The organism is Pseudomonas gessardii (assembly GCF_001983165.1).
GTDB classification, from domain to species: Bacteria; Pseudomonadota; Gammaproteobacteria; order Pseudomonadales; family Pseudomonadaceae; genus Aquipseudomonas; species Aquipseudomonas gessardii.
This window is the reverse complement of sequence record NZ_MNPU01000130.1, coordinates 1-1,193: the sequence shown is the minus strand read 5'-3', so window position 1 is coordinate 1,193 and position 1,193 is coordinate 1. Positions and strand designations below refer to the sequence as shown.

Annotated in this window: 1 protein-coding gene; it reads right to left on the bottom strand. The window is 54.8% G+C overall.

The window, feature by feature from the left end; translation table 11 throughout:
• Positions 1–145 precede the first annotated feature (145 nt).
• Positions 146–1,126 (bottom strand): IS5 family transposase, encoded by a 981-nt coding sequence (locus tag BLL38_RS29945; protein ID WP_076965382.1) that lies wholly within the window; start codon positions 1,124–1,126, stop codon positions 146–148.
• Positions 1,127–1,193: the final 67 nt, after the last annotated feature.

Here is a 1,193-nt window from a genome sequence, read left to right as displayed (position 1 = left end):
GGATGGTCTGAAATAGCCGCGTCTTTTTGGCTGACCGCAGCTCGTGGCTATTTAAAAAATGGCGCTTGATCGAAAAAAAGATCAAATCAGTCGCTTATTCCCGTTTCTCGGCCCTCAAGCGAACTATTCCTATCCATTTTCCACATTACAGGCGCACCTCTCCTGCACCCGTCAGTAAATGTCGGCGAGCCATCCACAGATTCGACAAGGCAAACAGCGTCACCATCTGCGCTGTGTTCTTCGCCAGTCCACGGAAACGCACCTTCGTATAACCAAACTGACGCTTGATGACCCGGAAAGGGTGCTCCACCTTCGACCGCACTTGAGCCTTGGCCCTTTCTATCTTGCGAATTGCCTTGTAAAGAACGCTGTGCTCACCGTGTTTCTTGTAAGTACTGCGCCGAGCGGCAACCTGCCACATCACGCTCCGGTCGGCATGCTCTTCGCGCTTCTCGATACCGGTGTAACCGGCGTCAGCGCACACAGCGTTCTCCTCGCCATGCAGCAGTTTGTCGACTTGCGTTATGTCGGCGACATTCGCCGCTGTGACCACCACGCTGTGCACCAGACCTGATTCGTCATCAACGCCGATATGCGCCTTGGCACCGAAGTAATACTGGTTGCCTTTCTTCGTCTGGTGCATTTCCGGATCGCGTTTGCCGTCCTTGTTCTTGGTCGAACTGGGGGCATTGATCAGCGTGGCGTCCACGATGGTGCCCTGGCGCAACGACAGTCCACGATCGCCCAGGTAACCATTGATTACCCCCAGAATCCCGGCCGCCACCTCATGTTTTTCCAACAGACGACGGAAGTTGAGGATGGTCGTTTCGTCTGGGATGCGCTTGAGTTCAAGTCCGGCAAACTGGCGCAGGATAGTGGTCTCGTACAGCGCTTCCTCCATGGCAGGATCGCTGTAGCCGAACCAGTTCTGCATCAGGTGAACACGCAGCATCGCCATCAGCGGATAGGCCGGGCGACCACCTTCACCCTTTGGATAATGGGGTTCGATCAAGGCAATCAGTCCTTTCCACGGAACCACCCGATCCATCTCGATCAGGAACAGTTCCTTGCGGGTCTGTTTGCGTTTGCCGGCGTACTCGGCGTCGGCGAAGGTCATCTGCTTCATGGAATGGCTCGGCGATGGGACTCGGGGTATTTTGCCAAATAAGAAAGTCTTTTTCAGGATTTCCCTA

What these genes read in the sequence shown, in the direction of transcription:
- BLL38_RS29945 (WP_076965382.1), bottom strand. Translation starts at nt 1,126, where the DNA reads ATGAAGCAGATGACCTTCGCCGACGCCGAGTACGCCGGCAAACGCAAA.